General features: G+C 56.4%; 25 protein-coding genes. 15 read left to right on the forward strand and 10 right to left on the reverse strand.

The window, feature by feature from the left end:
* Window positions 1–170 precede the first annotated feature (170 nt).
* The gene (locus AC2TDA_RS05040; protein WP_480880791.1) at window positions 171–1,058 is read right to left on the reverse strand and encodes an AEC family transporter; all 888 of its coding nucleotides are present in this window, start codon (window positions 1,056–1,058) and stop codon (window positions 171–173) included.
* Between the two features lie 218 nt (window positions 1,059–1,276).
* Here AC2TDA_RS05040 and AC2TDA_RS05045 point away from each other — a divergent pair, with 218 nt between their 5' ends.
* Window positions 1,277–2,086: a division plane positioning ATPase MipZ gene (locus AC2TDA_RS05045; protein ID WP_480850040.1), complete on the forward strand. Its 810-nt coding sequence runs from the start codon at window positions 1,277–1,279 to the stop codon at window positions 2,084–2,086.
* A gap of 90 nt (window positions 2,087–2,176) precedes the next feature.
* Here the strand turns inward: AC2TDA_RS05045 and AC2TDA_RS05050 are convergent, their stop codons facing one another.
* Together AC2TDA_RS05050 and AC2TDA_RS05055 are read right to left on the reverse strand one after the other, a co-directional pair.
* Window positions 2,177–3,412, reverse strand: a complete 1,236-nt coding sequence (locus tag AC2TDA_RS05050; RefSeq protein WP_480880790.1) for an adenylate/guanylate cyclase domain-containing protein — start codon at window positions 3,410–3,412, stop codon at window positions 2,177–2,179.
* A gap of 61 nt (window positions 3,413–3,473) precedes the next feature.
* Window positions 3,474–3,926, reverse strand: coding sequence for a MarR family winged helix-turn-helix transcriptional regulator (locus AC2TDA_RS05055; protein ID WP_480880789.1), 453 nt, complete (start codon window positions 3,924–3,926; stop codon window positions 3,474–3,476).
* Window positions 3,927–3,982: 56 nt separating this feature from the next.
* Here AC2TDA_RS05055 and hmgA point away from each other — a divergent pair, with 56 nt between their 5' ends.
* The 9 genes from hmgA to AC2TDA_RS05100 all read left to right on the forward strand — a co-directional run bounded on the left by hmgA (window position 3,983) and on the right by AC2TDA_RS05100 (window position 11,501).
* Window positions 3,983–5,338, forward strand: coding sequence for a homogentisate 1,2-dioxygenase (gene hmgA / locus AC2TDA_RS05060; RefSeq protein ID WP_480850034.1), 1,356 nt, complete (start codon window positions 3,983–3,985; stop codon window positions 5,336–5,338).
* On the forward strand, window positions 5,335–5,967 hold the full coding sequence (gene maiA / locus AC2TDA_RS05065; protein ID WP_480880787.1) for a maleylacetoacetate isomerase: 633 nt from the start codon (window positions 5,335–5,337) through the stop codon (window positions 5,965–5,967). The genes hmgA and maiA overlap by 4 nt, the downstream gene beginning before the upstream one ends.
* A 7-nt stretch (window positions 5,968–5,974) precedes the next feature.
* Window positions 5,975–7,234, forward strand: a complete 1,260-nt coding sequence (fahA, locus tag AC2TDA_RS05070) for a fumarylacetoacetase (RefSeq protein WP_480880786.1) — start codon at window positions 5,975–5,977, stop codon at window positions 7,232–7,234.
* Between the two features lie 3 nt (window positions 7,235–7,237).
* The gene (locus AC2TDA_RS05075; protein ID WP_480880785.1) at window positions 7,238–7,594 is read left to right on the forward strand and encodes a VOC family protein; all 357 of its coding nucleotides are present in this window, start codon (window positions 7,238–7,240) and stop codon (window positions 7,592–7,594) included.
* 4 nt (window positions 7,595–7,598) lie between these two features.
* Window positions 7,599–8,549 carry an MBL fold metallo-hydrolase gene (locus AC2TDA_RS05080; protein WP_480880783.1) on the forward strand — a complete coding sequence of 317 codons (951 nt, stop codon included), beginning with the start codon at window positions 7,599–7,601 and terminating at the stop codon, window positions 8,547–8,549.
* A 131-nt stretch (window positions 8,550–8,680) separates the two neighbouring features.
* Window positions 8,681–10,291, forward strand: a complete 1,611-nt coding sequence (locus tag AC2TDA_RS05085) for an FAD-dependent oxidoreductase (RefSeq protein WP_480880782.1) — start codon at window positions 8,681–8,683, stop codon at window positions 10,289–10,291.
* A gap of 5 nt (window positions 10,292–10,296) precedes the next feature.
* Window positions 10,297–10,494, forward strand: a complete 198-nt coding sequence (locus tag AC2TDA_RS05090; RefSeq protein WP_480850023.1) for a DUF2783 domain-containing protein — start codon at window positions 10,297–10,299, stop codon at window positions 10,492–10,494.
* A gap of 6 nt (window positions 10,495–10,500) precedes the next feature.
* Window positions 10,501–11,043 (forward strand): VOC family protein, encoded by a 543-nt coding sequence (locus tag AC2TDA_RS05095; RefSeq protein WP_480850022.1) that lies wholly within the window; start codon window positions 10,501–10,503, stop codon window positions 11,041–11,043.
* Window positions 11,044–11,171: 128 nt separating this feature from the next.
* A complete protein-coding gene (locus tag AC2TDA_RS05100) occupies window positions 11,172–11,501 on the forward strand; it encodes a DOPA 4,5-dioxygenase family protein (protein WP_480850020.1) in 330 nt (109 codons plus the stop codon).
* Here AC2TDA_RS05100 and AC2TDA_RS05105 read toward each other — a convergent pair.
* Complete coding sequence (locus AC2TDA_RS05105; protein WP_480880780.1) at window positions 11,498–13,126, reverse strand: acyl-CoA synthetase; 1,629 nt, start codon at window positions 13,124–13,126, stop codon at window positions 11,498–11,500. The genes AC2TDA_RS05100 and AC2TDA_RS05105 overlap by 4 nt on opposite strands.
* A 219-nt stretch (window positions 13,127–13,345) precedes the next feature.
* On the opposite strand from AC2TDA_RS05105, the gene AC2TDA_RS05110 reads away from it, so the two are divergent.
* Window positions 13,346–14,737, forward strand: a complete 1,392-nt coding sequence (locus AC2TDA_RS05110; RefSeq protein WP_480880778.1) for an aminotransferase family protein — start codon at window positions 13,346–13,348, stop codon at window positions 14,735–14,737.
* Window positions 14,738–14,852: 115 nt separating this feature from the next.
* Here AC2TDA_RS05110 and AC2TDA_RS05115 read toward each other — a convergent pair whose 3' ends face one another.
* Complete coding sequence (locus AC2TDA_RS05115) at window positions 14,853–15,230, reverse strand: winged helix-turn-helix transcriptional regulator (protein ID WP_480880776.1); 378 nt, start codon at window positions 15,228–15,230, stop codon at window positions 14,853–14,855.
* A gap of 181 nt (window positions 15,231–15,411) precedes the next feature.
* On the opposite strand from AC2TDA_RS05115, the gene AC2TDA_RS05120 reads away from it, so the two are divergent.
* Window positions 15,412–16,176 carry a nuclear transport factor 2 family protein gene (locus tag AC2TDA_RS05120; protein WP_480880775.1) on the forward strand — a complete coding sequence of 255 codons (765 nt, stop codon included), beginning with the start codon at window positions 15,412–15,414 and terminating at the stop codon, window positions 16,174–16,176.
* A 173-nt stretch (window positions 16,177–16,349) separates the two neighbouring features.
* Here AC2TDA_RS05120 and rplT read toward each other — a convergent pair whose 3' ends face one another.
* The 5 genes from rplT to pyk form a co-directional block, all read right to left on the reverse strand.
* The gene (gene rplT / locus AC2TDA_RS05125; protein ID WP_142637903.1) at window positions 16,350–16,715 is read right to left on the reverse strand and encodes a 50S ribosomal protein L20; all 366 of its coding nucleotides are present in this window, start codon (window positions 16,713–16,715) and stop codon (window positions 16,350–16,352) included.
* A 14-nt stretch (window positions 16,716–16,729) separates the two neighbouring features.
* A complete protein-coding gene (gene rpmI / locus AC2TDA_RS05130; RefSeq protein ID WP_010443552.1) occupies window positions 16,730–16,930 on the reverse strand; it encodes a 50S ribosomal protein L35 in 201 nt (66 codons plus the stop codon).
* A gap of 181 nt (window positions 16,931–17,111) precedes the next feature.
* Window positions 17,112–18,662 carry an alanine/glycine:cation symporter family protein gene (locus tag AC2TDA_RS05135; protein ID WP_480880773.1) on the reverse strand — a complete coding sequence of 517 codons (1,551 nt, stop codon included), beginning with the start codon at window positions 18,660–18,662 and terminating at the stop codon, window positions 17,112–17,114.
* A 14-nt stretch (window positions 18,663–18,676) separates the two neighbouring features.
* Window positions 18,677–19,114 (reverse strand): universal stress protein, encoded by a 438-nt coding sequence (locus tag AC2TDA_RS05140; RefSeq protein ID WP_480880771.1) that lies wholly within the window; start codon window positions 19,112–19,114, stop codon window positions 18,677–18,679.
* A 247-nt stretch (window positions 19,115–19,361) separates the two neighbouring features.
* Window positions 19,362–20,807: a pyruvate kinase gene (gene pyk, locus AC2TDA_RS05145; RefSeq protein ID WP_480880770.1), complete on the reverse strand. Its 1,446-nt coding sequence runs from the start codon at window positions 20,805–20,807 to the stop codon at window positions 19,362–19,364.
* Window positions 20,808–20,924: 117 nt separating this feature from the next.
* Here pyk and AC2TDA_RS05150 point away from each other — a divergent pair, with 117 nt between their 5' ends.
* The 3 genes from AC2TDA_RS05150 to AC2TDA_RS05160 all read left to right on the forward strand — a co-directional run bounded on the left by AC2TDA_RS05150 (window position 20,925) and on the right by AC2TDA_RS05160 (window position 22,415).
* Window positions 20,925–21,662, forward strand: a complete 738-nt coding sequence (locus AC2TDA_RS05150) for an N-formylglutamate amidohydrolase (RefSeq protein ID WP_480880768.1) — start codon at window positions 20,925–20,927, stop codon at window positions 21,660–21,662.
* A gap of 87 nt (window positions 21,663–21,749) precedes the next feature.
* Window positions 21,750–21,989: a DUF6868 family protein gene (locus AC2TDA_RS05155; RefSeq protein ID WP_480880766.1), complete on the forward strand. Its 240-nt coding sequence runs from the start codon at window positions 21,750–21,752 to the stop codon at window positions 21,987–21,989.
* A gap of 111 nt (window positions 21,990–22,100) precedes the next feature.
* The gene (locus tag AC2TDA_RS05160) at window positions 22,101–22,415 is read left to right on the forward strand and encodes a DUF1244 domain-containing protein (protein WP_480850001.1); all 315 of its coding nucleotides are present in this window, start codon (window positions 22,101–22,103) and stop codon (window positions 22,413–22,415) included.
* Window positions 22,416–22,587: the final 172 nt, after the last annotated feature.

The raw sequence follows: 22,587 nt of genomic DNA on the forward strand, positions 1-22,587 counted from the left end.
ACCGGGCAACGCATCAATCCTCGGCACTGCCTCAACTCAGTGGCTTGTTGAGATAACGTGCTTATATTTATACGATTTTATTTCGCCACGTATAGAGCTTCCCCAAATCACAGCCGCAGTCGTCTGTCCAAGGGTAAAATCTTCAGGCCCTAGCGTGACCTGGCATGCGGTCAAATCCAATAAGACAGCGCGACAGGCAGAGCGACAATTGAGGTCAGGGTCGAAACCAGAATGTAGCCGGCTACATCCGGGCCATACTCGGGCATATGCTGATCAATGAACAGGTAGGTTGCCACGGATGCCGGCATCAGACAGCACAGGATCAGCGCACCGCGTTCGGTGCCGGAAAACCCGAAACCCCAAACCAGCGCACTGGCTATCACCAGAGCCATTACCAGATGCAACCCCGTCAGCAACACAGCGCGCCCGAGACTGTCGATCCTCAAAGTTGCCAAAGTGTGTCCAAGCGTCAGCAGCATCAACGGGATCGACAGACCACCTAATATGTCAAAGGATTTGGCAATGGGTTGCGGCAGAGCAAAACCCGTGGCCATGAGGATTAGCGCTACGACTACCGCATAAATGATGGGCGATGTAGCGAGTTTCCTGGGCGAGAACTCACCCGCCGGAATCCACATGCCAACAGTGAAGATGCTGATCAGTACGACAACGACAAATGCCATGGTATACGCCATACCCGCATCACCCAGCGCCAATAATGTGATCGGCAAACCAATATTGCCAACATTGCCATGCATCAGCGGCGTCAGGAACGCCCGAACTGGCAAACGCAAGGCCCTGAGTGCCGCAAACCCCAACACACCAAAGCCTGCAACCGCTAACGCCGCCGCTGCCATCATGTCCAGAAAGGTTCCGACATCCAGCTTGGTGGTCGACAGGTGCGAAATGATCAATGTCGGATACCCGACATTCGAGACGACGCCACCAATTACCTTGTTGTCAAAAGGCGCCTTGATCAGGGCCAGACAATAACCGATTCCAGCGCAGATAAGCACGGGCAAAACCACGTTCAAAACGTTCAGAAACAGATGGTCCAACCAGTGTCCTCTAGGTCTGCTTTTCACTCAGGACAGTGAAACAACGCGTCGGATTTGGCAATGACTGCCTCTAACCTGCGCCAGTCATGCATTTTTCCAAAATAGAGTCTGCAATTGACCTCCAGCCGTGCCTGAGGTTCTTCCCTTCCCGGCTTACACAACATATAGTGGGCGACAACAACCTGTGGGCAAACACGGCGGGACTTGGGAATACAGGCATGGCACATATCATAGTTGTCGGAAATGAGAAGGGCGGCGCAGGCAAATCGACCGTGTCCATGCATGTGGCCACTGCGCTTGCGCGGTTGGGTCATGGGGTCAGCACCCTGGATCTGGATCTTCGACAGCGCAGCCTGGGTCGGTACTTCGAAAACCGCCGGAACTTCCTGAACGGCGCTGACCTGTCACTAGCAGGCCCCCGCCACCACGATCTGCCCGAAATCGACGCCACCAAACTGAAGCCCGGCGAGAACATTTATGACCACCGACTGTCGGCCGCCGTGGCCGAGCTGGAGAGTGACAGCGATTTCATTCTGATCGACTGCCCCGGTTCGCACACACGGCTGAGCCAGGTGGCGCATTCGCTGGCCGATACGCTGATCACACCACTGAATGACAGCTTCATCGATTTTGATCTGCTGGCTCGGATCGACTCCAAAGGAGAGAAAATTCTCGGGCCGTCGGTCTATTCGGAAATGGTCTGGAATGCGCGTCAGTTGCGGGCACAGGCAGGCCTGAAACCAATTGACTGGGTCGTGGTGCGCAACCGCGTCGGCACACAGCGCATGGTTAACAAAGAAAAGATGCAGCGCGCGATTGAGATGCTATCCCAACGTATCGGCTTTCGCGTCGCTTCCGGCTTTTCCGAGCGCGTGATTTTCCGCGAACTGTTCCCCCGCGGTCTGACACTGCTGGACCTCAAGGATATCGGGGTCAAGCAGCTCAACATTTCGAATATTGCGGCACGTCAGGAACTGCGCGATATGATGAAAGAGCTGAACCTGCCGGGTGTAGAAATCGATTTTTAGGTTCACTGCGGCAGTCTGCCAGCCGGGTAAAAGAAGAACCGGACACCCACAGGTCACTGTTGAATGTCCGGCACCGACTGACAACATCCCTTACTCGCCCGGCTGATAAACCGTGAACAACTCTTTCGGCTCGGGCACACCGCGCAGCATGTAGCGACCGACCGAGATCAGCTCGTGATCGCTGGGTTGCGCCGCGCGGGCCACATCGTCAGAGATCAGGATGCGCTGCCCCAGCGAACGGTGCATTCCGGCAATCCGTGCGGCCTGGTTTACCGTCGGGCCAATGACCGTGAAATCCAAGCGGTTTTCTGCGCCGATATTACCGTACAAAATCTCACCCGCGTGCAGAGCCAGAGTGTAGTTCGACACGGGTTGGCCGGTTGCGATGCGCTGGTTGTTCAATTCGTCCATACGCTCTCGAAGGACGGCAACGGCACCCAGCGCCGCACGGGCATCAGCGTCGATCTCGCCTACGTCGAACATGGCCATCAGGCCATCGCCCATGAATTTCAGAATACTGCCGTCGCATGTGTGAACGACATCAACAGCTACAGCGAGGTAGTCATTCAGCATGTCGATGATCTCGGACCCCGGTAATTCCTCTGACAGGCTGGTGAAACCCTCAAGATCAAAGTTCCAGATCACCGCGTCAATCTCTTGCAGTGATCCACGCCGGATTTCACCTGACAAAACCCGCTGACCAGCGTCGCGGCCAAGATACACGCGCATCAAATCCTGCGCGACCCGCGCACTCGACGCGGATTTCAACGCCAACCCAAGATGCGGCAGCGCTGTATTGATCAGGTCCAGGTCGGTGTCATGAAACCCTTCCGGCGCATTGCTGGTCCATGACATCAGAACCCCATCAACAGGTTTCTTGGCATCCTTGGGACCCTTATGGGTCGGGATGTCAAAACTGACGCCAGTTGCATAATAGTCCGTCGCTCCGGTTTCCCGAAGATCATTCAAAAGAGGGAACCTGCTGGCTTCGTTCTGGTCGACCAACCTTTCGCGGATTATGCCTATATCTTCGTTAAGCAGCGCAAACAGCGGGCTTTGCTTCCAGATTTCACTCGGCTCCTCGGAGTACTCGAACGTCTGATATTCGCCCCCCTGATCTTGATACCAACTGTACCCGGTTCCGCCATAGACCGGATGCAGCGCCGACTGCGCGGCATGAAATCGCATCAATGGCACGCCGAGTTCGATTAGCTTCGTGCAATATCCATCCAACAAGTCCTGCTTGTCTGCGCCTTCAAGGCCGCGCGAAACCAGCCACTCAATGAGATCAATAGATTTTGCCGCGTCGGTCTCCGAGGCTGTCATGTCACGTCCCTGTATCCACTCTGATCTTCATCTGGGAAGAACAGGGGCAGATTACCAGTGATTATTCCATTCCGGCCAGCCGTCGCAGCATCATCCGCAAAAGAACCACCTCGCCATTGGTGAAATGTGCGGCCAGTTTCGCGTCGTATTCCTGCGCAATACAGCGCAATTCACGATAAGCGACCTGACCGGACTGGGTTAGCGACAACCTCTCGACCCTGCGGTCGTTTTCGTCGCGCAACCTTCGCAGAAAACGGCGCTGTTCCAGCTTACGCACGGCCCGGCTTACCTTGGTCTTGTGGATCTTTGCCCGCACCCCGATGTCCTTGGCCGTCATCTCTCCGTAGTTGCCCAGATGAAACAGAACCCGCCATTCCGTCCGCAACATGCCGTAGCGATTCTTATAGACGCGCTGAAACTCGAGAGAACTTTCCTCGGCCGCCTGATTTAACAGAAATGGCAGGAAATCCCGCAGATCAAACTCATCTTTTTTGTTAGTTTCATCCCGTGTCATGCTTGTTAGTTACAAAAACAACTATTATTCGACAAGCAGAAAAGCGAGGTCTCACCATGAATCGTCCGACTCACCCACGTGAAATGATCCAAGCTGAAACGCCTGTCGGCACCTTTCCAGGCTATATGCCGGGCTGGGCAAATGATTTCGAAACCGAGGCCCTGACAGGCGCACTACCGCAGGGAATGAACAGCCCGCAAAAATGTAACTATGGTCTTTATGGCGAACAACTGAGTGGCACAGCCTTCACCGCCAACCCGCCCGAGCGGACGTGGTGCTACCGAATTCGCCCGTCAGTCAAACACTCGGCGCGGTATGAAAAGCTCGATATACCCTACTGGAAATCCGCCCCTTGTGTTGATCCCGATGTGATCAGCCTTGGCCAGTACCGCTGGGACGCGGTCCCCCATTCCGAAGATGGGCTGAACTGGATCACCGGCATGCGCACCATGACGACCGCGGGCGATGTGAACACGCAGGTCGGCATGGCGAGCCACATCTACCTAGTCACTGAATCGATGGTGGATGACTATTTTTTCTCGGCCGACAGCGAGCTGCTGGTGGTCCCGCAGGAAGGTCGCCTGCGCTTTGCAACCGAGCTGGGCATTATCGATCTGGAACCAAAGGAAATTGCCATCATCCCACGCGGTCTGGTTTATCGCGTCGAAGTGCTGGAAGGGCCGTGCCGCGGATTTGTCTGCGAAAATTACGGTCAGAAGTTCGAACTGCCCGGTCGTGGCCCGATTGGGGCCAACTGCATGGCCAACCCGCGTGATTTCAAAGCGCCAGTGGCCGCCTTCGAAGACCGAGAGGTTGCCTCGACCATCACCATCAAATGGTGTGGTCAGTTCCATCAGAGCAAGATTGATCAGTCGCCACTGGACGTAGTCGCCTGGCATGGCAATTACGCGCCATACAAATACGACTTGCGCAACTACTGCCCCGTTGGCGCGATCCTTTTCGATCACCCGGACCCGTCGATCTTTACCGTGCTGACCGCACCTTCGGGCCATCCCGGCACGGCCAATATCGATTTCGTCCTGTTCCGCGAACGCTGGATGGTGATGGAAGACACGTTCCGCCCACCGTGGTACCACAAGAACATCATGTCCGAGCTGATGGGCAACATCTATGGCCAGTATGACGCCAAGCCACAGGGCTTCGTTCCCGGAGGCATGAGCTTGCACAATATGATGCTGCCCCATGGACCGGACAGGGAAGCCTTTGAAAAGGCATCGAATGCCAATCTGGGCCCGGACAAGTTGGACAATACAATGTCCTTCATGTTCGAGACCCGTTTCCCGCAGCATCTGACGGCCTTTGCCGCCAAAGAAGCACCGCTGCAGGATGACTACATAGATTGCTGGAGCGATCTTGAGAAGAAATTCGATGGGACACCGGGCAAGAAATGAGACTTTACGGATATTGGCGGTCTTCCGCGGCTTATCGACTGCGGATTGCACTCGGCCTCAAAGGGCTCGAGTGGGAGGATGTGCCCGTCAATCTGATCAAGGGCGAACAGCAGGAAGCCGCGTATCTGGCCAAGAACCCAATTGGTCTGGTGCCGACACTCGAACTGGACGACGGTACGATGATGACGCAATCCCTTGCGATACTGGATTGGCTGGAAGAGACTCATCCTACTCCGGCTATTTTGCCCTCTGACCCATTGGAACGAGCCCGCACCCATGCAGTAGCACATACAATTGCCGTCGATACCCACCCGATCCAGAATGCGGGCGTCGTAAGCCACCTCAAAACCGCGCTAGGTGCAAGTGACAAACAAGGCATCGACTGGATGTGCCACTGGATGAAACGTGGTTTTACTGCGTTTCAGGCTTTGGCCAAGTCAGACACGCGCTTCGCTATGGGAGACACGCCTAGCCTCGCCGATATTTGCCTTGTGCCGCAACTCTATAACGCGCGACGCTGGGGGCTGGATATGGCCCCATTTTCACGCTTGACCGAGATCGAACAAACCTGCCTTGCTTTGCCCGCATTTTCAGATGCAGCGCCCGAGGCCCAACCCGACGCAAAATGAGACACGCATGAGCCAATTGAAAAAATCCTGGGTGGCTTCGGCCAATTCCGTCGACGCCCCTTTCCCACTAAACAACCTGCCCTATGGCGTCTTTTCAACCGAAGGCTCCGACCCGCGTTGCGGCGTCGCAATCGGAGATATGATCCTCGACCTGACTGCAGCCGAGGAACAGGGGTTGGTCACGCTGGCGGATGAGCCGCTGTTCGATCTGCCCTTCTGGAATCCACTGATGGAAGAAGGCCCAGCCGTCTGGGCTGCTCTGCGCGACCGGCTAACCGAATTGCTGGCCGACGGGTCCGAAGAGCAGGACAAGGTCGAAACCCTATTGGTGGCGCAGGACGAAGTTGAAATGCACCTGCCCTTTGCCGTCAGCGAGTACACTGATTTCTACGCGGGCCGGAACCACGCCTTCAACGTAGGCACCATGTTCCGCGGCCCGGAGAACGCGTTGCCGCCGAACTGGCTGCATATTCCGATCGGCTATAACGGGCGCGCCTCGTCCGTCGTCGTCTCGGGCACTGATGTTCGCCGCCCGTGGGGGCAGCTGAAATCACCTGATCAGGAGTTGCCCGCCTTTCTACCCAGCCGTCGCTTTGACATAGAGCTTGAGATGGGCGCGATTGTCGGAACTCCATCCGATGGACCGATCACAGTTCAGGAGGCCGACGACAACATCTTTGGCTACGTCCTGCTGAACGACTGGTCAGCGCGTGACATTCAGGCCTGGGAATACCAGCCTCTGGGCCCGTTCCAGGCCAAGGCCACTGCGACATCGATTTCCCCTTGGATTATTACCAAGGCCGCGTTGGAACCCTTCCGCTGCGACACCCCCGCGCGTGAATTTGAGCTGCTGGATCACCTTAAGGACTGCGGTCCGATGCTGTATGACATCGACCTGTCGATTACGATGACACCCGCCGGGAAAGCCCCGACAACTATTGCCGAGACGAACTACAACCAGATGTACTACTCCGCTGCCCAGCAACTGGCGCATCACACCACGTCTGGCTGCCCAATGAATACGGGCGACCTGCTGGGTTCGGGCACGATCTCAGGCCCAACCAAGCCAGAACGCGGCTCGCTGCTGGAACTCAGTTGGGGCGGCAAGGAACCTCTGACGCTGGACACCGGCGAAACCCGCAGCTTCATCGAAGACGGCGACACGCTGACCCTGACTGGCGCCGCAAAGGGCGACGGATACATGATTGGCTTCGGAGACTGCACCGGCACGGTTTTGCCCGCTCTGACCGATCCGTACGAGCGTTGATGCATGTTTGAGCTGGACCACATCCAGATTGCGATACCGGAAGGGGGCGAGCCCGCTGCTCGCGCCTTCTGGTGCGCCGCACTGGACCTGAAGGAACTGCCAAAGCCCGAGCCCTTGCGGGCACGTGGCGGGTTGTGGCTGTCATTGGGTCAGGCCGAGTTGCACTTGGGCGTGGAAACCGATTTCAGACCCGCGCGCAAAGCGCATCCCGGGTTCGTCGTGGACGACATCGACGCCGTTGCCGCCCAGATCAAAGCCACCGGTCAAACTGTAGGCTGGGACACGACACTAAAAGATCGCCGCCGTTTCTTTGCCCAAGACCCTTTCGGCAACCGGCTCGAATTTCTGCAAAAGGACTGAATAGATGGCCAAAGCATTCGCATCCCAAGGGGACATGTCAGAAAAGAAAATCTCTTTCACAGAGGTAGGAGAAGGTCTCTATGCCTTCACCGCCGAAGGTGATCCGAATTCCGGCGTTATCATCGGTGATGACAGCGTAATGATCGTCGAAGCTCAGGCGACCCCACGTCTGGCCAACAAGGTGATCGAATGCGTCCGATCGGTCACCGACAAGCCGATCACTCATGTGGCACTCACGCACTACCACGCCGTGCGTGTTTTGGGTGCCAGCGCCTTTGGCGCACAGCAGATCCTGATGTCGGATATGGCGCGCGCCATGGTCGTGGAGCGTGGACAGGAAGATTGGGACAGTGAATTCCAGCGTTTCCCCCGCCTGTTCGAAGGGCATGAGAGCATTCCTGGCCTGACCTGGCCCACCACTACCTTCAGCGACACGATGACCGTCTATCTGGGCAACCGCCGCATCGATATGATGCATCTGGGCCGTGCTCACACAGCCGGTGACATCGTTATCCACGTCCCCGATCAGAACGTGATGTTCACCGGTGACATCGTCGAATACCACTCGGCCTGTTACTGCGGCGATGGTCATTTCGGCGACTGGGGCGATACGCTGGACGAGATCAAGTGGTTCGACGTCGACGCTATTGCGCCGGGTCGGGGCGACGCGCTGGTCGGCAAGGACATGGTCAACGCCGCCATCGAAAACACTCGTGACTTTGTCGAAAGCACCTATCGCCCGGTTGCTAAAGTTGCCGCGCGCGGTGGTTCTCTGAAAGAGGCCTGGGACGCTGTGCGTGCCGAATGCGATCCGAAATTCGCCGACTACGCGATCTACGAACACTGCCTGCCATTCAATGTCGCACGCGCTTATGACGAGGCGCGCGGCATCGATACACCGCGCATCTGGACCGCCCAGCGCGATCTGGAAATGTGGGAAGCCCTTCAGGGCTGAATACCCGGGCCGAATTTGATCCAGATCGTGTCGGCCCGGAACAAACGATGAGAGGATAATGCTGACCCTCTGGCGCTGTCGCGCCAGAGCACAGACGAGGTGCGACCTGCGCAGAACCTGGGAGAGAGACTGTGAACAAAATATTTGAAACACCAATATATGCCTACGAGCCAAGCCCGGACCAAGCGACCTCTGCGCCGGTGCGCCACAAGGTTATCGTGGTTGGCGCAGGCCCTGTTGGCTTGGCCGCTGCCATTGATTTGGCCCAACAAGGGGTCGAGGTTCTGGTGCTGGACGAAAACGACAAGGTCAGTTTCGGAAGCCGCGCCATCTGCTTCGCCAAACGGCCGTTGGAAATCCTCGACCGTCTGGGATGTGGCCAGCCCATGGTGGATAAGGGCGTCGTCTGGAACCTCGGTAAAGTCTTTTTCGACGACCGGAAGGTTTATGACTTCAACCTGCTGCCTGAGGACGGCCACCAGCGCCCCGCCTTCATCAATTTGCAGCAATACTATTTTGAACAGTTTCTGGTCGAGCGGGTCCGCGAACTGCAGAATGAGGGCGCGCCCATCGAAATCCGTGGCCGCAACAAAGTCGAAGCCGTCGGCACCCATCCTGACCATGTCAAGCTTGAGGTGGACACACCAGAAGGATCCTATACCATCGAAGCCGACTGGGTTATTGCCTGCGACGGCGCCGGGTCGCCCATGCGGGCCATGTTGGGCAAGGATTTCGTGGGCCGGGTGTTTGAAGACAACTTCCTGATCGCCGATGTCATCATGGACGCCGATTTCCCGACGGAACGCTGGTTTTGGTTCGACCCGCCCTTCAACAAGGGACAATCGGCGCTGTTGCACAAACAACCTGACAACGTTTGGCGTATCGATCTGCAACTGGGCTGGGACATCGACAAGGAACGCGAAAAGCGCCCCGAAAACGTGATACCGCGCCTTAAGGCGATGCTGGGCGAAGACGTTCAGTTCGAACTGGAATGGGTCAGCATCTACACGTTCCAGTGCCGCCGGATGGAGCAGTTCCGCCACGGACGTGTGATCTTTGCGGGCGACAGTGCCCACCAGGTCAGTCCCTTCGGCGCACGGGGGGCCAATTCGGGTCTGCAAGATACCGACAACCTGTGCTGGAAGTTGAAAATGGTCATGGACGGCACCGCACCAGAGTCATTGCTGGACAGTTATGATGCCGAACGGGTTCAGGGCGCAGACGAAAACATTCTGAACTCCAGCCGGTCAACCGATTTCATCACACCAAAATCGCCGATGTCACGGATCATGCGCGATGCGGTGCTGGATCTCAGCGAACGCTATGAATTCGCGCGCCCGCTGGTCAATTCCGGCCGCTTGAGCGTTCCTTGCACCCATGACGGGTCACCACTGAACTCGGCTGACGCGCTGAACGGCCCGGCCCGCACGCGGCCAGGGTCGCCCTGCCCTGACGCGCCTTTGGGCGATGAGTTCCTGCTGTCGAAACTGGGTGGGGAGTTCATCCTTCTGACCATAGACGCCGATGCGCCTGATCAGATCGAGGTAGACGGTGTAACGGTCAAACGGTTGGCCCTGTCGGTCAAGGACGACCCGACGATGGAGCTCAAACGCCGCTATCTGGGCGACGCGACCAGCGCTGTTTACCTGATCCGCCCTGATCAGCATGTGGCGGCACGGCGCGACAGCTATGAAGAAAATGCAATGCGGCACGCGGTTCTCCGCGCCACAGGTAAGGAGTAAACGCCATGGCCGACCTGATCCTTTCACCGAACATCGACAGGGCAGATGACTTCTACGCCAATCTGCTGACCGCGCATGAAGGTCTGGAGAAATCCGACAGCGATGCTTTGAACGCCAGACTGGTGCTGGTTCTGGCAAACCACATCGGCGACACCGACGTACTGACACAAGCGCTGGATGCGGCCGCGCTAAAGCAGGAGTGAAAACCCATGAAAATCGAACAGATTCATCACGTCGCCTATCGTTGCAAAGATGCGAAAGAGACCGTGGAATGGTACGGCAAGATGCTGAACATGGATTTCATCCTGGCGATTGCCGAAGACAAAGTGCCTTCAACCCACGAACCTGATCCCTACATGCATCTGTTTCTCGATGCTGGAAACGGAAACGTGCTGGCCTTTTTCGAACTTCCGACGAAACCCGAAATGGGCCGCGACCCAAACACACCGGTTTGGGTCCAGCACATCGCATTCAAGGTCAAAGACCGCGATGAGTTGATCGCGTTCAAGGACCATCTTGAAGCTAATGGGGTCGAGGTGCTCGGCGTTACGGACCACTCGATCTTTCACTCGATCTATTTCTTCGATCCAAACGGCCACCGGGTCGAACTGGCCTGCCCGGACCCCGAGGAAGAAGCCATGCTGGCCCGGCTGGACAGCGTGAAGTGGGAGATGCTCGAAGAGTGGTCGCGCACCAAAAAAGCTCCGCAACATGCGGACTGGTTGCACGCCAAAGAGCTCAACAAGGATTGAGCTAAGGACGACTCCAATTGTGCGCCGGGATTAACCGTTATCCCGGCGCACATTTGCTGTGTGACCGCGCAGATTTCATGGTTGCCTACATCGTATTAGATAGATCCAAACAGATGTAGGGGAATACGATGCCCGAGATCATCGGCTATCACGCACATATCTATTTCGACACCGAAACCCAGGATACAGCCCGAGAGGTTTGTGAAGAAGCCGCACGCCTGTTTCCCGTAAGGTTAGGTCGAATGCATACCCGCGCGGTTGGTCCCCATCCGCGTTGGAGCTGCCAGCTGGGTTTTGCACCCGAAGTGTTTGAACGCATCATCCCTTGGCTGATGCTTAACCGACAGGGCCTGACGATCTTCACCCACCCGGAAACCGGCGACCATCTGCTTGATCACAGGGATCGCGCCATCTGGATGGGCGAGACTCTGGACCTGGACCTGTCGATCTTCGGCTAGCCCAGTTCCCGGGCCTGATCGCGCAGAACGAATTTCTGAATTTTACCGGTCGAGGTTTTGGGCAGCGAACCGAAGACTACCGTTTTAGGTGCCTTGAAATGGGCCATGTTATCGCGACAAAAGGCGATCACCTCAGCCTCAGTCGCCGAGACGCCCGGCTTCAGCTCTACAAAGGCGCAGGGCGTTTCTCCCCATTTTTCGTCAGGCCGTGCCACCACCGCGGCCTCCATCACGGCCGGGTGCTTGTACAGGATGTCCTCGACCTCGACTGACGAGATATTCTCGCCGCCAGAAATTATGATGTCCTTAGACCTGTCTTTCAGAGCGATATAGCCATCCGGGTGCATCACCCCAAGATCGCCTGAAGCGAACCAACCACCTTTGAACGCTTTGTCCGTAGCATCAGGGTTCTTCAGATAGCCCTTCATCACGATATTGCCCTGCATGAAGATCTCACCCATGGTTTCTCCGTCAGCTGGTACAGGCTCCAACGTGTCGGGATCGGCCACCATCAGGCCGGACAAAGCAACGTATTTGACCCCTTGGCGCACTTTCAGCGCCGCCCGCTCTGTGCCTTCCTTTTCGTTCCATTCATCCTTCCAGGCGCAGACCACGGATGGTCCGTAGGTTTCAGTCAGACCGTAGACATGGGTCACCTCGACACCCATCCCCTCCATCGCTTCAATCACTTTGGCCGGGGGCGGCGCGCCTGCAGTCATCACCTTTATCTGTTGGTTGAAATCCTTGAGGTGGTCTGGTGCGTTTGCCAGCATGTTCAGCACGATGGGCGCACCGCAGAAATGGGTAACACCTTCATTGCGGAACGCGTGGTAGATCGGTTCATCCCGGACAGCGCGCAGGCATACGGACGTGCCTGCATTGGCAGCCATGGTCCACGGGAAACACCAGCCATTGCAGTGAAACATCGGCAAAGTCCACAGGTAAACCGAGTGCTGCGGCATGCCCCATGTTAGAATGTTTGAGGTCGCATTCAGCGCAGCTCCCCGATGGTGATAGACAACACCCTTGGGATTACCGGTGGTCCCCGACGTGTAGTTCAGCGTAATGGCGTCCCATTCATCCGCAGGCAGCGACCAGTCGAATTCAGGATCACCCTCGGCCAGCAATGCGTCGTAGGTCAGATTACCGAGCCGTTCACCCCCTTGGAAACTGGGGTCTTGGATATCGATGACCAGCAGATCATGGTCCACCTGCGTCAGAGCTTGCTTCACAACGCCCGAAAACTCAGGATCGACCAGCAATACCTTGGCCACAGCGTGGTTGAGGATGAAGGCGATGATGGGCGCATCAAGCCTTGTGTTGATCGCGTTCAAAACGGCCCCGGTCATGGGCACCCCAAAATGCGCCTCGTACAGTTCCGGAATATTGGCCGCGATGATTGACACGGTGTCACCAACGCCAACGCCTTGCGCCGACAACGCACCTGCCAGCCGACGGCAGCGATCATAGGTTTCGGACCAGGTGTACTTTCGGCTCTCATAGATAACGGATGGGTAGTCCGGATAAACCGCCGCCGTCCGCTCGATGTAACTGAGCGGGGAAAGGGGCGTGAAATTAGCAGGGGTCTTGTCCAGATGCTGCTGATAAATGGGCTCGTCTGTCATCCGGTGCTCCTCCCAATCGCGACAGGTTCGGGTATTGAGCACAATGCGTGCACTAAAACAAACCCGTAAAAATACGCAAAAGTGTTTCACTGGCGTTATTCTAAGAGTTAATCTGGCCCTACTTCCCGCGCTATATTCAAGCTGATCTACGTCATCACGTCACAGCGCGCCCGCTGGGGCATATTGATTCCCGAGCGCCTTACTTTGAAAGGACATGTCATGGACGGCACGTTCAACGAAAACGATCTTTCCCGCGTAGTCGAGGCCGACCGCGCCCATATCTGGCATCACCTGATCCAGCACAAGCCTTTCGAAACCAACGATCCACGCATCATTGTCGAAGGCAAAGGAATGCGCGTCTGGGACCAAAAAGGCAAAGAGCATCTGGATGCGGTCTCTGGTGGCGTATGGACAGTGAACGTAGGCTATGGCCGCGAATCCATCTGTAAGGCCGTTTACGACCAGCTGATGAAGCTGTGCTATTTCGCCAACTCCGCGGGCTCGATCCCGGGTTCGATCTTTGCCGAGAAACTGATCAGCAAGATGCCGGGCATGAGCCGCGTCTACTACACCAACTCCGGTTCCGAAGCGAATGAGAAAGCCTTCAAGCTGGTTCGCCAGATCGCGCATAAGCGCTATGGCGGCAAGAAGACCAAGATCCTGTATCGCGACCGCGACTATCACGGCTCGACTCTTGCCGCGATGTCGGCAGGTGGTCAGGACGAGCGAAACATGCAATACGGCCCCTTCGCACCCGACTTTGTGCGCGTCCCGCATTGCATGGAATATCGCAAGCACGAACTGAACGGCGCACCTGAAGAGAACTTTGGCGAGTGGGCGGCAGACCAGATCGAAGAGGTGATCCTGCGCGAAGGTCCCGATACCGTCGGCTCGCTGTGCCTCGAGCCGGTCACCGCTGGTGGCGGTGTGATCGAGGCGCCCGAAGGGTATTGGCAGCGTGTGCAGGAGATCTGCAAGAAATACGACATCCTTCTGCATATTGACGAGGTCGTTTGCGGTGTTGGCCGTACCGGTACCTGGTTCGGATACCAGCAATACGGCATCAAGCCGGACTTCGTGACCATGGCCAAGGGCGTGGCCTCGGGCTATGCGGCCATCGCCTGCATGGTGACCACCGAAGAAGTGTTCAACATGTTCAAGGATGACGCCGACGATCCGCTCAACTATTTCCGCGACATCTCGACCTTTGGCGGGTGCACCGCTGGTCCAGCTGCGGCGGTCGAGAACATGCGCATCATCGAAGACGAGAACCTGCTGGGGAATTGCGTCGACATGGGGAACCGTATGACTGCGAACCTGCAGGCGCTAATGGAGAAGCACAAAGTCATCGGCGACGTCCGCGGCAAGGGTCTTTTCCTAGGAGCCGAACTGGTCGCTGACCGTTCGACCAAGGAACCGGTGGATGAAAAGTTGGCGCAGGCGGTCGTGGCCGACTGCATGGCGCAAGGCGTGATCATCGGCGTCACCAACCGCTCGATCCCCAGCCGCAACAACACCCTCTGCTTCTCGCCCGCGCTGATCGCGACGGCGGATGATATCGACCAGATCACCGACGCCGTTGACGGCGCGCTGGGACGTGTGTTCGGGTAAACCCGGTCAGACACTAAAAATACTGAACCGGCGCCCGTAGCGCCGGTTTATTAGGAATGACCGCTATGGCGGCAAAGCCGCCATTCGAATTTCTCGATCTTAGTCCGCTTTGAGGTCAGCTCGCCTGCGCACGGTCGAATTGCATGCGAAATTGCCTGACCTCATCCATCTGTTCATGCGACCAGAAGACGAGTGGCTTTAGCATCTCGAGTAAGCTGTGGCCCAAAGGCGTCAATTCATAGGATACAGCCACCGGGGGCCCGGGATCGACGGTGCGGGTTAAGTAACCGTCACGCTGCAATCCACGCAGGTTCTCGGTAAGCACACTTTGCGTAACGTCTCCGATGCAGCGCTTGAGGTCGCCAAAGCGTTTTGGCTCATCCTCCAGCGCGAGGATAATAATCATCCGCCATTTGCCGGTCACATTAGATAACACGGAGCGGATGGAGCAGTTGGAAGCTTCTGCTTTGTTGGCAACACCAATGGGTAGCATATCAGTCTCTGGTATTGTTTCGAAACTAAGGGGCACCATAGCCCTGCATCGGCTTTTGCACAATACCCTGATCTATATGGCAGTAGCGTTGATCATACCAAGTCAGTTTAAAGTACGTAATTGCAATGAGGTATGTTTTTGCTACCACGTATCGGAAGGATACGAATCAGAGGATAAAACCATGTCTCCTAAAGAACTTGTAATTGCACTCTTTACCGCTGCCTTTTCCGATTACGACCCGGAAGCTGCGCGGCAACTCGTTACATCGGATTACATCCAGCACAACGCACAGGTCCCGACCGGGGCTGAGGGTTTGGTTGGTTTGATACCTTTGGTCGAACAATCCGGAATGACCGCAACCACGCATAGGGTTATTACCGAAGGCGATTTGGTGGTACTGCACAGCACTTTTAACAACGCTGACGCCTTTGGCGCACCGACCCTTGCCGCATTCGACATATTCCGGGTTGAGGAGGGCAAAGTTGCAGAGCATTGGGACAATTTACAGCCCGTTCCTGAAACGACGTTGTCTGGTCGGGGGATGACAGATGGCGCGGCAGAGATCACGGATCTCGACAAAACCGAGGAGAACAAGGCGTTGGTTCTTGGATTTGTGCGCGACGTCTTGGGCGGTGCCGCACCAGAGAAAGCCCCCGAGTATTCTGAAGTCTACATGCAGCACAATCCAATGCTTGCCGATGGAATTGATGGTCTGATGGAGGGCACGAAGGCCTGGGCCGAACAGGGCAACGTCATAACCAAATTCGAGCCACAGATCGTGGTGGCAGAAGGCAACTTTGTCTTTGTCGCCTCAGATGCGACAGTCAGCGAAAAACCCTGGGCTTTCTTTGACCTTTGGCGCGTCGAAGATGGAAAGATTGTTGAACATTGGGACGTTGTTTCGCCCACCCCTGCTGAAATGGTGCACGGGAACGGTAAGTTCTAATAACCAGTGAGGATTGGCGGGTCGGAATTTGCGGGCCGCCAACAAAAAAACGGACCCTCGAACAGATCGCAGCATCGGTCAAAATGGGCTCTCAACAGACATTCTCTACCCAGAAAACAAAAAAAGGCCGTCCCAACGGGACGGCCCTTCTTTCACTGTCTCTTTTCAGAGGATCAGGCGGTCAGAGCAGCCTGTGCCTGGGCGACGATCGCGCCGAACGCTTCCGGTTCGTGCACAGCCAGATCGGCCAGAACTTTGCGGTCCACCTCGATACCGGCCAGGTTCAGGCCGTTGATGAAGCGGGAATATGTCAGTGCTTCGTCATGCGAACGCACAGCAGCGTTGATGCGCTGGATCCACAGCGCGCGGAAGTTGCGCTTGCGGTTCTTACGGTCGCGGGTTGCGTACTGATTGGCCTTATCGACGGCCTGACGGGCAACCTTGAAGGTGCTCTTGCGGCGGCCATAGTAACCTTTGGCGGCCTTGATGACCTTCTTGTGACGGGCGTGAGTTACGGTTCCACCTTTAACGCGGGACATCTCTAAATCTCCTCTTAGCGGTCGTAGGGCATGTAGCCCTTGACGATCTTGGCGTCGGGGGCGGACAGGGTGGTGTTGCCACGGGCATCGCGGATGAATTTCTTGGTCCGCTTGATCATGCCGTGACGCTTGCCGGCTTGGCCAGCAAGGACCTTACCGGTCGCAGTCACCTTAAAGCGCTTTTTGGCGCTCGACTTTGTCTTCATCTTAGGCATTTCCGTCTCCTTTCGGGGTTCGGTACTAAACGCGACTCGGCATGCCACATTGGCCGGTCACGCGGTCAGAAGCGCCGTTTACGCAAGTTCAGTCATACTGGCAAGGGGGTTTCGACCAGAATCTGCGCTTTTCGCAGGCTGATCAGGCACCGGGGCGACAGCACCGCCCCGGTGGTTTGGGTTAGTGGCCGAATTTGCGGATTTCACCGCTTTTCAGCCGTGCGGCGTAGGATGCAAGTTCCTGGCGTACTACTTTCATCAGGAAGTAGAGCGCAAAGACGTTCACAACCGCCATCGCAAAGATCGCCGCATCCGAGAAGTCGATGACCGGACCAAGGTTGGCCGCAGCACCGATTACCACGAAGATGCAGAAGATGATCTTGAACACCAGTTCCTTGGTGTGACCTTCGCCGAACAGGTAGGTCCAGGCCTTGAGACCATAGTAGGACCAGCTGATCATTGTCGAAAAGGCGAACAGAACCACTGCGATGGCCAGCACATAGGGGAACCAGCTGAAGGCGCTGCCGAAGGCGGCAGAGGTCAGGCTGACGCCGGAATTGCCGTCAACGGTTGCGATGGCATTGCCTGCTTCATTCAGCATGTAGTTGCCGGTTTCCGGATCGACGATCAGCTGCTGGGTGATGATGATCACCAGCGCGGTCATGGTACAGATCACGACCGTATCGATGAACGGTTCAAGCAGCGACACAAAGCCTTCGGTGATCGGTTCCTTGGTCCGCACAGCAGAGTGCGCGATGGCTGCGGAACCAACGCCCGCTTCGTTCGAGAACGCCGCACGACGGAAGCCCTGGATCAGCGCGCCGACCATACCGCCAGCAACGCCGAGACCAGTGAAAGCCCCTGCAAAGATTTGCCCAAAGGCCCAGCCGATCTGGTCCGCGTGCATGATGATGATGACCAAAGCGGCCAGCACATACATGATGCCCATGAACGGCACGACCTTCTCGGTCACCCGCGCGATGGATTTCAGGCCGCCTACAATCACCATGAAGACGATGGCGGCAAAGACCAGACCGGTAATCCAGCCAGGATAGTCGCCTGTAATCCCTGCAATCTGCTGGTGCGCCTGATTAGCCTGAAACATATTGCCGCCACCCAACGCGCCAAGGATACAGAAGATCGAGAACAGAACCGCAAGGATCTTACCACCCGGCAAACCCAGTTCGTTGAACCCTTTGGACATGTAATACATCGGGCCACCGGACACGGTGCCGTCGTCGTATTCGTTGCGGTATTTCACACCCAGCGTACATTCAGTGAATTTCGACGCCATACCCAACAGGCCCGCGATGATCATCCAGAAGGTAGCACCCGGCCCGCCAATACCCACGGCCACGGCCACGCCCGCAATGTTGCCGAGACCGACCGTGCCGGACAGCGCCGTAGCCAGGGCCTGAAAGTGGCTCACCTCACCGGCATCGTTCGGATCAGAGTAGTCGCCTTTCACAAGACTGATTGCGTGGCTAAAAAACCGCAGCTGCACAAAGGCAAAATAAAGCGTGAACACAGTGGCGGCGATAACCAGCCACCCCACGATCCATGGGAATCCCGTTCCCGGAAAGGGAGCAAAAATAAAGCTAACGAATGGCCCCGTGAAATCGGCGAAAGCCTGATTGATCTTATCGTCCAGACCGGGCGCCTCTTGCGCGGTTGCGGGGCTGGCGATCAGGGCGGCGGTCGTTGCCAAACCTAGATGTTTTAACATATTCATTCTCGTCCCTCCCCTCAGTTCACAACTGTGACTGGTACATCAGCGTGCATGACCAGGTTTTGGGTCGAGCTGCCAAAGAGGCGCTTTTTGAACCCGTCCGCCGATGCGCGACCAACAATGATCTGCGTCCCGCCGTTCTCGACCGTAATGGCATTCAGTGTCTCGGCGACGTCGCCATGACGAACAATACCGTGTGCCGTGAAACCCGCCCCGTTTAGGGCGTCTACAGCAGGTGTTACGATCCGCGTCGTCGCGAGTTCGACCTCTTCTTCGCGCCGTTTGTGCCGCAAAGCGTTTTCTTCAGGCGTTTGAAAAGTGAAAGGGGACCATTCGATGACATAGACCACCAGCAATTCACACGCACCAATCCGCTCGGCCAGATCTTTGGCAAAGGCGATTGCACGTTCTCCGGTTTCTGTCCCGTCCAGTCCAATGACAATTTTGGTTGTCATGACGTTCCTCCAATATTTTTTTGATTGTACCGGGGCCCGTGCCCCCGGCAGGGCAGCCGGAACCTGGAACTTAATGAGTAGACCGCCCCTATGGACAAGTATCCGAGAAAAACCCCAAAAAATAGAGAAGAATCTACCGAGCTCAACCAAGAACCCGGCTTTGTGTTGAAAATATTGTACTATTTTCGCCCAAAAAATGAGCAATCACCCGAAATGTAGCGGCGCAAACAGTGGGATAGCGCTGGGCTCACCCCGGGTCAGTGTTATAGATCAGTCGTTCGTCGCATGGCGCGATCCGCAAAATATTAGTGGTTCCCGGCACATTGAATGGTACCCCGGCAGTGACAACGATCTGGTCGACCTCAGACGCGAACCCGTTAGAACGGGCGGCGCGGGCGGCGGCAACGACAGCGCCCTTGAACCGTTCGAGCTCCGGCGTCATCACGCAATGGCAGCCCCAGGTCAGACACAGGCGACGGGCGGTTCCTTTCGCCGGTGTCATGGCAATGATCGGCACCCCGGGCCTTTCGCGAGCCGTCAACAGTGCGGTTGTACCACTTTGCGTGAAGCAGCAGATTGCCTTGATATCCGTCTTTTCGGCGATTTCGCGGGCGGCGGCAACGATGCCGTCGGCCAAGGTCGTTCCCTGGGCGGATCGCGATGCCACAATGATCTGGGTATAGGTCGGGTCGGCTTCAACTTCGATTGCGACCTTGTTCATGGTCTGCACTGCCTCGATAGGGTAGGACCCTGCCGCAGATTCCGCGCTGAGCATGATGGCATCAGTACCTTCGTAGATCGCCGTCGCGACGTCGGAAACCTCGGCCCGTGTGGGCATCGGGCTTTCGATCATACTTTCCAGCATCTGCGTGGCCACAATGACCGGCTTGGCAACCGCGCGACAACGGCGAACCAGCCGCTTCTGGATCGGCGGAACTGCGGACACCGGCAGTTCGACCCCCAAATCCCCGCGTGCAACCATGATCCCGTCCGAGGCATCCAGAATTTCCTCGAATGCTTCAACGGCTGCTGGTTTTTCGATTTTCGAAAGAATCGCCGCCCGACCATCCGCCAGTGCGCGTGCCTCGAACACATCCTTGGCACGCTGAACAAAGCTCAGCGCCAGCCAGTCGACACCCAGCTTGCAGACAAATTCCAGATCGTCGCGGTCTTTTTCGGACAATGCGGCCAGCGGCAAAACCACATCCGGGACATTTACGCCCTTACGGTTCGAAATGGTGCCGCCAGTTTCAACTGTACAATCTGCAAAATCTGACCCGCATTTCTTAACGATCAGACGAATCTTGCCATCATTGACCAGCAAACGCGCGCCGGGCTCCAGCGCTTGAAAAATTTCAGGATGAGGCAGGCAAACACGGTTGATGTCACCGGGCGCGTCGTCCAGATCCAAGCGGAAAGCAGCCCCTTCGACCAGTTCTTCAGCGTCGTTGGCAAATACGCCCACGCGCAGCTTTGGTCCCTGCAAGTCGGCCAGAATTGCGATCGGGCTGTCCAGATCCTTTTCCACTTGCCGGATGATACGGTGCTTATCGCGGATCTCATCATGGCTACCGTGGCTCATGTTCAGGCGAAATACGTCCGCTCCGGCCTCGTGCAGTGCACGAATGGTGTCATAGTCTTCGGACGCCGGGCCCAGCGTCGCCACGATTTTCACTTTTCTCAGGCGTCGCATTGGTCTTGCTCTCCTCAAACGTTCGATGTTACCGCAAACAGTGCTTGGGCTGCTTATTGCGCAATTCCCTTTCCGAAGCAACTGTCCTACACCTGCGACAAACTAGATGACAGGCTCATGACATACACTCCGTTTTTTGTTCACGGCGCGGACCGCCCCTCGCGCTGGTTGATTACCTGCGATCACGCCACCAATACCGTGCCGCCCGAAATCAACGGCGGTGACCTGGGTCTGCCGCGTGAGGATATGGAGCGTCACATTGCCTATGACGTGGGGGCCTATGAAGTTTCGAAACATCTGGGCGAAATCTTGGACGCGCCGGTCATTGCAGCCAATTTCTCGCGGCTGGTGATCGACCCGAACCGCGGTGAGGACGACCCGACCCTGTTGATGAAACTTTATGACGGATCGATCATCCCCGGTAACAAGTATGCAGACGCCGCTGAACGCGAACGCCGCCTCGAGATGTGTTACCGACCATACCACGACGCGCTTGCTCAATTGGCGGCCCTGCCGCACGCAGTGATCGTGTCGATACATTCTTTCACCCGACAACTGAGGGGGCGCGAACCACGCCCCTGGCAAATCGGGGTTCTGCACACACCGGACGAACGTTTCGCGCGCCCGTTAATTAACCGGCTGGAAGCAGAGGCCGATCTGTGCGTCGGCGTCAACGAACCCTATACCGGTGTTCTGCCCGGTGACGCGATAGACACGCATTGCACGAGCTTTGGACGACCGAATGCTTTGATTGAGCTGCGCAATGACCTGATCGCAGACCACAATGGTCAGCGCGAATGGGCAGAACGTTTAGCCATTATTTTGCAGGATGCTCTAAACGAAAGTGACTTGTGACGTTGGGTCACCATAGGTCGAATCCGAGCCTCACGTTATTGTGAGCGAATACCACAATACCCATATATTAAGGGAAAGGAGACGACCATGACTCAGGAATTCCTGACGACCGTCTTCGGCTGGATGACGGTCCTTAATATCGCTGTCTTGCTGTTCACCACCCTGATGATCGTAATCCTGCAGGACTGGATAGCAGGCGTACACGGCAGAATGTTTCAAATGGAACGGGTCGACGTTAAAGGGGCCTATTTCAGGTACCTTGCGAATTACAAGATCCTCACAATCATATTCTGTTTGATGCCGTGGCTGGCCCTAAAGCTGGCATAACTTCAAATCCAAAGTTCCGAGGAGCCTCCGGGCTCCTCCTGTTCATTGTAACAAGGCGCATGGGTTGTTAGGTCGGGATCAGAACGCAAGACAATCATTCGGAGCCCTACAATGGACCAGCAAACCGAAATCGAACTTCAGGCCGCAGCCTTCCGCCGTTTGCAAAAACACCTGATGGAAGACCGCACCGACGTGCAGAACATCGACATGATGAACCTTGCCGGTTTCTGTCGAAACTGCCTGTCGCGCTGGTACCAGGAGGCGGCCAACGAAAAGGGGATCGAGATGGGTAAGGATGAAGCCCGTCAGATTTTTTACGGCATGACCATGGATGAGTGGAAAGCCAATTATCAAACCGAGGCTAGCCCTGAGAAACAGGCCGCTTTCAAGGTCGCATTCGAAGAGAACGTTGGCAAAAAGGACTGACCATCCGCGCAAGCAAAAGGCCCGTCAAAGCGACGGGCTTTGGTCTCAGGACCCATTGGTTTCAGTATTGCGGCATAATTCATCGGTCGAAAACCGAGTTGCATGACATCTGACCAACTCGAGGCGAGTTATGCGCTCGCGGCGCATTTGGAACCTTACTCTCCCAAGTGTC

The sequence above is a fragment of the Ruegeria sp. HKCCD6426 genome (assembly GCF_057221115.1).